Origin of the sequence: Streptomyces sp. ID05-39B, from assembly GCF_033794725.1 — a bacterium.
In the GTDB taxonomy this organism is placed as follows: Bacteria; Actinomycetota; Actinomycetes; order Streptomycetales; family Streptomycetaceae; genus Streptomyces; species Streptomyces bobili.
Genome location: NZ_JARGEF010000293.1, coordinates 1,615 through 8,993 on the forward strand (window position 1 = coordinate 1,615; position 7,379 = coordinate 8,993).

Consider the following 7,379-nt stretch of genomic DNA (forward strand, 5'->3'; position numbering starts at 1 on the left):
TCGCCCCCACCGAACGACGGTCGGCCACCGCCACCGCTCCACAGACCATCGCCCCAGCCGAACCACCGCCGGCCACCGCGGCCGGGCCACAGACCGTCGCCCCCACCGAACGACGGTCGGCCACCGCCACCGCTCCACAGACCATCGCCCCAGCCGAACCACCGCCGGCCACCGCGGCCGGGCCACAGACCGTCGGCGACGGCTCGCCGGTCGGGTCCCGGCGGCGGTCGGCCGCGGGCTCGCTCGGCCCGGCGGGCCGGCGTTCGGTCCCGGGGTCGGCCGCCCGATCCGGGCGGCGGTCCGTCGCCGCCTCGCACGTCGGCACCCTCGCCCGGCCTGCCGCCGGTTCACTCCGCCAGACCCACCACCAGCCAGATGAAGGCCGCGCCCGCGATCGTGCACAGGACCGTGGAGCGGGCGGGGTGTTCGTGGTGGGCCTCCGGGAGGATCTCGGCGGCGGCCAGGTAGAGGAGTGCGCCGGCGAAGAAGCCGAGGTAGGCGCCGAGCAGGGGTTCGGGGATGTGGACGAACGCCGTGGACGCGGCGCCGACGACCGGTGCGGCGGCGTCCGCGAACAGCATGGCCAGCGCTCTGCGGCGGGCGTTCCCGTACAGGCTCGTGATCGTGTACGTGTTGAAGCCGTCCGCGAAGTCGTGGGCGATGACGGCCAGCGCGACGGCCGTGCCCATGCCGCCGCCGACCTGGAAGGCCGCGCCGATCGCGACCCCGTCCATGGCGCTGTGACCGACCATCGCCGCGGCGGCCGCGAGGCCCACCTCGGGGCTGCGGCCGTTGTGTTCGGCGGCGCCGTGAGGGGCCATAGGGGTCCCCCCGCTCGAGCGAAGTCGAGAGTGGGGGAGGTGGGCCAGCAGACGTTCCACCAGATGGGCCAACAGGAAGCCCGCCACGAACAGCAGCAGTGCGGCGGGAACGCCGAAGACCTCCGTGCCGGCCGCCTCCAGTGCCTCGGGCAGCAGGTCCAGGCCGACCACGCCCAGCATCAGGCCCCCGGCCAGGCCCAGCACCAGATGGCGGCGGTCGGTCACGCGTTGTGCCGTCCAGCCGCCGGCCAACGTCATCAGGAACGCGCCGAGCGCGACGATCACCGCCATGTGCCCTTCGTATCGGATCGGGGCCCGGCAACGCACCTTCGCCACCACCCGTTCACGACACCGCTTCCGACACCGCTTCCGACACCGCTTCCGACCGTGTTTCCCACCCCGTTTCGCACCCCGTTCCGCACCCCGTGATGAGAGGACCCGAACCCATGGCCGACGCCCCCACCGGCAAGGTGACCTTCGTCGGCGCCGGTCCCGGCGCCGCCGACCTGCTGACGTTCCGTGCCGCGCGTGCCATCGCCGAGGCCGATGTCGTGATCTGGGCCGCGAGCCTGGTCCAGGCGGAGGTCCTGGAGCACGCGCGCGAGGACGCGGAGATCCTCGACTCGGCGACCATGTCCCTGGAGGACGTCGTCGCCGTCTACGAACGCGCCCACCGCGAGGGCATCAAGGTCGCCAGGATCCACTCCGGCGACCCCGCCCTGTGGGGCGGTACGCAGGAGCAGATGGACCGCTGCGACGAGATCGGCATCGACACCGAGATCGTGCCCGGGGTCTCCTCCTTCTCCGCCGTCGCCGCGCTCGCCCGGCGCGAGCTGACGATCCCGGAGGTCGCGCAGTCCGTGATCCTCACCCGGCTGGGCGGCGGCAAGACGCCGATGCCGCCCGGCGAGGAGGTGCGGGAGTTCGCCAAGCACGGCACGACGATGGCCGTCTTCCTGTCGGCCGCGCGCAGCGGGCAGTTGGTGCGCGAGCTGCTGGAGGGCGGCTACCCGACCGCGACGCCCGTGGTCATCGCCTACCAGGCGACCTGGCCGGAGGAGCTGGTCGTGCGGTGCACGATCGGCACGCTGGAGGAGACGGTCAAGGAACACAAGCTGTGGAAGCACACGCTGTTCCTGGTCGGCCCGGCACTCGCCGCGCACGGCACCCGCTCGCACCTGTACCACCCCGGTCACTTCCATGGCTTCCGCAAGGCCGACCCCGAGGCCCGCAGGGCCCTGCGCGAGCGGGGTGCCAGTACGTGAGCCGTCCGGTCACCGTCGTCGGCACGGGCACCGGGGCGCCCGTTCCCGCGGAGGCGACGGCGGGCGCGGACCTCGTCGTCGGCGGGCGGCGGCATCTGGACGCCGTGGCACTGCCGGAGGGTGCCCGGCGGATCGTGCTGGGGCCGCTGGCGCCGGCGCTCGACGCGATCGAGAGTTACGTCGCCGACGGGCGGCGGGTGGTGGTGCTGGCGTCGGGCGACCCCGGGTTCTTCGGGGTCGTGCGGGCGCTCTCCGAGCGGTTCGGCGCGGACCTGCTCGACGTCGTGCCGGGGGTGTCCTCCGTCGCCGCCGCTTTCGCGCGGCTGGGGCTGACCTGGGAGGACGCCGTCGTCGTCAGCGCGCACGGGCGGCACCCGCGGACGGCCGTGCACGTGTGCCGGGCGTATCCGAAGGTGGCCGTGCTGACCGGGCCCGGCGCCGGTCCCGCCGAGCTGGGCGCCGCGTTGGCCCGGACGGTCCCCGGCCGGGTGCTCGTCGTCGCGTCCGCGCTGGGCGACCCGGCGCGCGAACGCGTGGAGCGGGTCACGCCCGCCGAGGCGGCGGCCCGCGACTGGGGGCCGGCGGTCAGTGTCGTGCTGTGCCTGGACGAGGCGCGGGCCCAGGGTCCGGTGCGCACGCTCGCGGGGCCGGTGCGCCGGCCCGCCGGCTGGGCGCTGGACGAGGCCGAGTTCGCCCACCGCGACTCGATGATCACCAAGTCCGAGGTGCGGGCGCTGGCCCTGGCCCGGCTCGGGCCGCGCCCGGGCGACCTGGTCTGGGACGTGGGTTCCGGCTCGGGTTCGGTGGCCGTGGAGTGCGCGCGGCTGGGCGCCGCCGTCAGCGCGGTGGAGAAGACCGCGGACGGTGCCGTCCGGATCCGCGCCAACGCCGCCGCGCACGGGGTCGACGTCCATGTGGTGCACGGCAGCGCGCCGGACGCGCTCGGTGAACTCGACGATCCGGACGCGGTGTTCGTGGGCGGCGGCGGGCGGGAGCTGCCCGCCATCGTCGCCGCGTGCGCGCGCCGGGCCCGGCGGACCGTGGTCGTCGCGATGGCCGCGCTGGACCGGGTTGCGGCGGTACGGGCCGCGCTCACCGACGCCGGGTTCGGCGTCGACGGCGTACTGCTCCAGTCCTCGCGGCTGGCGCCGCTGCCGGGGGACGTGACCCGGCTGGCGGCGACCAACCCCGTTTTCCTGCTGTGGGGGTTCCGAACCCCCTCCTCTGAAGAAGGAGTTGCTCTGTGATCGGCCTGATTTCCGCCACCGCGGCGGGGGCGGCGGCGCGCGACCGGCTGGCCGCTGCGTGGCCGGACCGCACGCGTGTGTACGACGGTCCCGTGGGGGACGCCGTCCGGCGGGCGTTCGCGGAGTGCGAGCAGCTCGTGTGCTTCCTGGCGTCGGGCGCGGTCGTACGGCTCGTCGCGCCGCTGCTGTCCGACAAGACGTCCGACCCGGGTGTGGTGTGCGTCGACGAGGCGGGCCGGTTCGCGGTCCCGCTGGTCGGCGGCCACGCGGGCGGGGCCAACGAACTCGCGCGTGAGGTGGGCGGGTTGCTGGGGGCGATGCCCGTAGTGACGACGGCGACGGACGCTGTCGGCATTCCCGGTCTGGACACCCTCGGGCTGCCCGTGGAGGGCGATGTCGCGGGCGTGACGCGGGCTCTCCTCGACGGGGAGCCGGTCGCGCTCGACGCGGAGGTGACGTGGCCGTTGCCGCCGGTGCCGTTCGCCGAGCGGGGCGCCCACACGGTGCGCGTGACGGACCGGGCCGTGGAGGCCGCCGACCGCGAGGTGCTGCTGCGTCCGCCGTCCCTCGTCGTCGGCGTCGGCGCGTCCAGGGGGGCGCCGGTCGCGGAGGTCCTCGACGTGATCGAGGGCGCGCTGCGGGACGCGGGGCTGTCCCCTCGCAGCATCGCCGAACTGGCCACCGTCGAGGCCAAGGCGGACGAACCCGGCATCGTGGGGGCCGCCGCACGGCTCGGCGTTCCCCTGGTGACGTACTCCGCCGAGGAGCTGGCCGCCGTCGAGGTGCCGAACCCGTCCGCCGCGCCGCTGGCCGCCGTCGGCACGCCCTCGGTCGCCGAGGCCGCCGCCCTGGTCCGCGGCGGCGAACTCCTCGTGCCCAAGCGCAAGTCGGCCGGTGTCCCCGCGACGGCGACCTGTGCCGTCGTACGGCGGTCCGGACGCGGCCGGCTCGCGGTGGTCGGGCTCGGACCCGGCGCCCGCGACCTGCTCACGCCGCGCGCGAAGGCCGAGTTGCGGCGTGCCTCGGTGCTCGTCGGGCTCGACCAGTACGTCGACCAGATCCGTGACCTGCTGCGGCCCGGCACCCGCGTCCTGGAGTCCGGGCTCGGCGCGGAGGAGGAGCGGGCCCGCACGGCCGTCGCCGAGGCCCGCCACGGCCACGCCGTCGCGCTGATCGGCAGCGGGGACGCCGGCGTGTACGCGATGGCCTCGCCCGCGCTCGCCGAGGCCTCCGACGACATCGACGTGATCGGCGTACCGGGCGTGACCGCCGCGCTGGCCGCCGCCGCGATCCTGGGCGCGCCGCTGGGCCACGACCACGTGTCGATCAGCCTGTCCGACCTGCACACGCCGTGGGAGGTCATCGAGCGGCGGGTGCGGGCGGCGGCCGAGGCGGACCTCGTCGTCACGTTCTACAACCCGCGCAGCCGGGGCCGGGACTGGCAGTTGCCGAAGGCCCTCGCCATCCTCGCCGGGCACCGGGAGCCGACGACGCCGGTCGGTGTCGTACGCAACGCCTCCCGGCCGGACGGGACCGCGCGGGTGACGACGCTCGCGCTGCTCGACCCGGCGACGGTGGACATGATGACGGTCGTGACGGTGGGCAACACGGCGACCCGGGACATCGCGGGCCGCATGGTGACTCCGCGCGGCTACCGCTGGCAGGAGGAGCCCAAGTGAACCGTGTGGTCCACCCCATCGAGCAGGAGTCCTTCCGGCGGCTGCGCTCCCGCCTGGACACCTCGCACTTCGCGCCGCTGACCCGGGCGGTGGTGGAGCGGGTCATCCACTCCGCCGCCGACCTGGAGTACGCGAGCGACCTCGTCATGGACGAGGGCACGCTGGTGAAGGCCCATGCGGCGCTGCACTCCGGGGCGCCGGTCGTCGTGGACGTGGAGATGGTCGCCGCCGGCATCACCCGCCGGGAGACCGTCTGCCGGCTCAAGGACGCCGTCTCCGGTCCCGGACTGACCCGTTCCGCGCACGCGGTCCGGCTGGCGTTCGAGCAGGTGGGGCCCGGCGCCCTCTGGGTGATCGGCTGCGCGCCGACCGCCCTGGAGGAGCTGCTCACCCTCGACGCCTCCCCCGCGCTCGTCATCGGCCTGCCCGTCGGTTTCGTCGGCGCGGCCGAGTCCAAGGCCGCGCTGCGCGAGAGCGGCCTGCCCGCCGTGAGCAACGTGTCCGAGAAGGGCGGCTCGGCGGTCGCCGCCGCCGCGCTCAACGCCCTGCTGTACACCCCCCTTTCGTACTCCGAGGAGAAACAGTGACCACCGCGCCGCCCGCCCTGCTCATCGCCGGCCATGGAACCCGGGACGACGCCGGAGCCGAGGCGTTCCGCGACTTCGTACGGGAGCTGGGCCGCCGCCACCCCGAACTGCCCGTCGCGGGCGGCTTCATCGAACTGTCCCCCCCGCCGCTGGGCGACGCGGTGACGGAACTGGTGGAGCGCGGCGTACGGCGGTTCGCGGCCGTACCGCTGATGCTGGTGTCCGCCGGGCACGCCAAGGGCGACATCCCGGCGGCGCTGGCCCGCGAGAAGGAGCGGCACCCGGGCATCTCCTACACGTACGGCCGCCCGCTGGGCCCGCACCCGGCGCTGCTGGACGTGCTGGAGCGGCGGCTGGACGAGGCGCTGGGCACGGCGGGGCGTACGCCCGAGGACCTGGCCGACGTGACCGTGCTGCTGGTGGGCCGCGGGTCGACGGACCCGGACGCCAACGCCGAGGTGCACAAGGCGGCCCGGCTGCTGTGGGAGGGGCGCGGGTACGCCGGTGTCGAGACGGCGTTCGTGTCGCTCGCGGCGCCGGACGTGCCGAGCGGACTGGAGCGGTGCGTGAAGCTCGGGGCGCGGCGGATCGTCGTCCTCCCCTACTTCCTGTTCACGGGGATCCTGCCGGACCGGGTACGGCACCAGACCGAGGGCTGGGCGGCCGCGCACCCGGAGGTCGAGGTGCTGTCGGCGGACGTCATCGGGCCCGAGCCGGAGCTGCTGGACCTGGTGATGGAGCGGTACGCGGAGGCCGTCAAGGGCGATCTGCGGATGAACTGCGACTCGTGCGTGTACCGCATCGCGCTGCCCGGCTTCGAGGACAAGGTGGGGCTGCCGCAGCAGCCGCACTTCCACCCCGACGACGAGGGACACGACCACGGTCACGGCCATCAGCACGGAGGGCATGCGCATTCCCATGCACACTGACGGGCACGACCTGCGCCACCACGGTGACGCGGAGGTACGCGACGACGGCTCGGCGCTGGTCGACCTCGCCGTCAACGTCCGTGCGGACACGCCTCCCGCGTGGCTGCGCGAGCACATCGCCGCGTCCCTGACCGGCCTCGCCGCCTATCCCGACGGGCGGGCCGCGCGGGCGGCGGTCGCTGCCCGGCACGGGCTGCCGGTCGAACGGGTCCTGCTGACGGCGGGCGCGGCGGAGGCGTTCGTGCTGCTCGCCCGCGCCCTGAAGGTGCGTCGACCGGTCGTGGTGCACCCGCAGTTCACCGAGCCCGAGGCGGCCCTGCGGGACGCCGGGCACAGTGTCGACCGGGTGCTGCTGCGGGAGGAGGACGGATTCCGGCTCGACCCTGCGGCCGTCCCCGAGGACGCCGACCTCGTGGTCATCGGCAACCCGACGAACCCGACGTCGGTGCTGCACCCGGCCGCCACGATCGCCGCTCTCGCCCGGCACGGGCGGACGCTGGTCGTCGACGAGGCGTTCATGGACGCGGTGCCGGGTGAACGGGAGGCGCTGGCCGGGCGGACGGACGTGCCCGGCCTGGTGGTTCTGCGCAGCCTGACGAAGACGTGGGGGCTGGCGGGGCTGCGGATCGGGTACGTCCTCGCCGCGCCGGACGTCATCCGTGAGCTGGAACGGGCCCAGCCGCTGTGGCCGGTGTCCACGCCCGCGCTTGCGGCGGCAACGGCGTGCGTGTCGCCTCCGGCGCTGGAGGAGGCGGAGCGTGCGGCGCGGAGTGTCGCCGCGGACCGGGAGTATCTCGTGGCCGGGCTCGCGGAGTTCGCGGGGCGGGGAGTGCGCGTGGCGGGGCCTGCGG

Annotated in this window: 7 protein-coding genes; 6 read left to right on the forward strand and 1 reads right to left on the reverse strand. The window is 75.1% G+C overall.

The window, feature by feature from the left end; all coding sequences use genetic code 11:
- Window positions 1-347: 347 nt before the first annotated feature.
- Entirely contained in the window at window positions 348-1,112 is a 765-nt protein-coding gene (locus tag P1P75_RS36540) for a ZIP family metal transporter (RefSeq protein WP_319263570.1), read from the reverse strand.
- A gap of 155 nt (window positions 1,113-1,267) precedes the next feature.
- On the opposite strand from P1P75_RS36540, the gene cobM reads away from it, so the two are divergent.
- The 6 genes from cobM to cobC all read left to right on the forward strand — a co-directional run.
- Window positions 1,268-2,086, forward strand: a complete 819-nt coding sequence (gene cobM, locus P1P75_RS36545; RefSeq protein ID WP_319263572.1) for a precorrin-4 C(11)-methyltransferase — start codon at window positions 1,268-1,270, stop codon at window positions 2,084-2,086.
- On the forward strand, window positions 2,083-3,333 hold the full coding sequence (gene cbiE / locus P1P75_RS36550) for a precorrin-6y C5,15-methyltransferase (decarboxylating) subunit CbiE (RefSeq protein WP_319263573.1): 1,251 nt from the start codon (window positions 2,083-2,085) through the stop codon (window positions 3,331-3,333). Before cobM ends, cbiE begins: the two co-directional genes overlap by 4 nt.
- On the forward strand, window positions 3,330-5,012 hold the full coding sequence (gene cobJ / locus P1P75_RS36555; RefSeq protein ID WP_319263575.1) for a precorrin-3B C(17)-methyltransferase: 1,683 nt from the start codon (window positions 3,330-3,332) through the stop codon (window positions 5,010-5,012). Before cbiE ends, cobJ begins: the two co-directional genes overlap by 4 nt.
- Window positions 5,009-5,599: a precorrin-8X methylmutase gene (locus tag P1P75_RS36560; RefSeq protein ID WP_319263577.1), complete on the forward strand. Its 591-nt coding sequence runs from the start codon at window positions 5,009-5,011 to the stop codon at window positions 5,597-5,599. Before cobJ ends, P1P75_RS36560 begins: the two co-directional genes overlap by 4 nt.
- The gene (locus tag P1P75_RS36565) at window positions 5,596-6,528 is read left to right on the forward strand and encodes a sirohydrochlorin chelatase (RefSeq protein WP_319263578.1); all 933 of its coding nucleotides are present in this window, start codon (window positions 5,596-5,598) and stop codon (window positions 6,526-6,528) included. Before P1P75_RS36560 ends, P1P75_RS36565 begins: the two co-directional genes overlap by 4 nt.
- Window positions 6,518-7,379: Rv2231c family pyridoxal phosphate-dependent protein CobC (gene cobC / locus P1P75_RS36570; RefSeq protein WP_319263579.1), on the forward strand; the 862-nt coding region annotated here is incomplete at its 3' end. The genes P1P75_RS36565 and cobC, both read left to right, overlap by 11 nt.

Excerpts from the sequence above, each read along its gene's own strand:
- cobM (WP_319263572.1), top strand. The coding sequence starts at position 1,268 with ATGGCCGACGCCCCCACCGGCAAGGTGACCTTCGTCGGCGCCGGTCCC.
- P1P75_RS36540 (WP_319263570.1), bottom strand. The coding sequence starts at position 1,112 with ATGGCGGTGATCGTCGCGCTCGGCGCGTTCCTGATGACGTTGGCCGGC.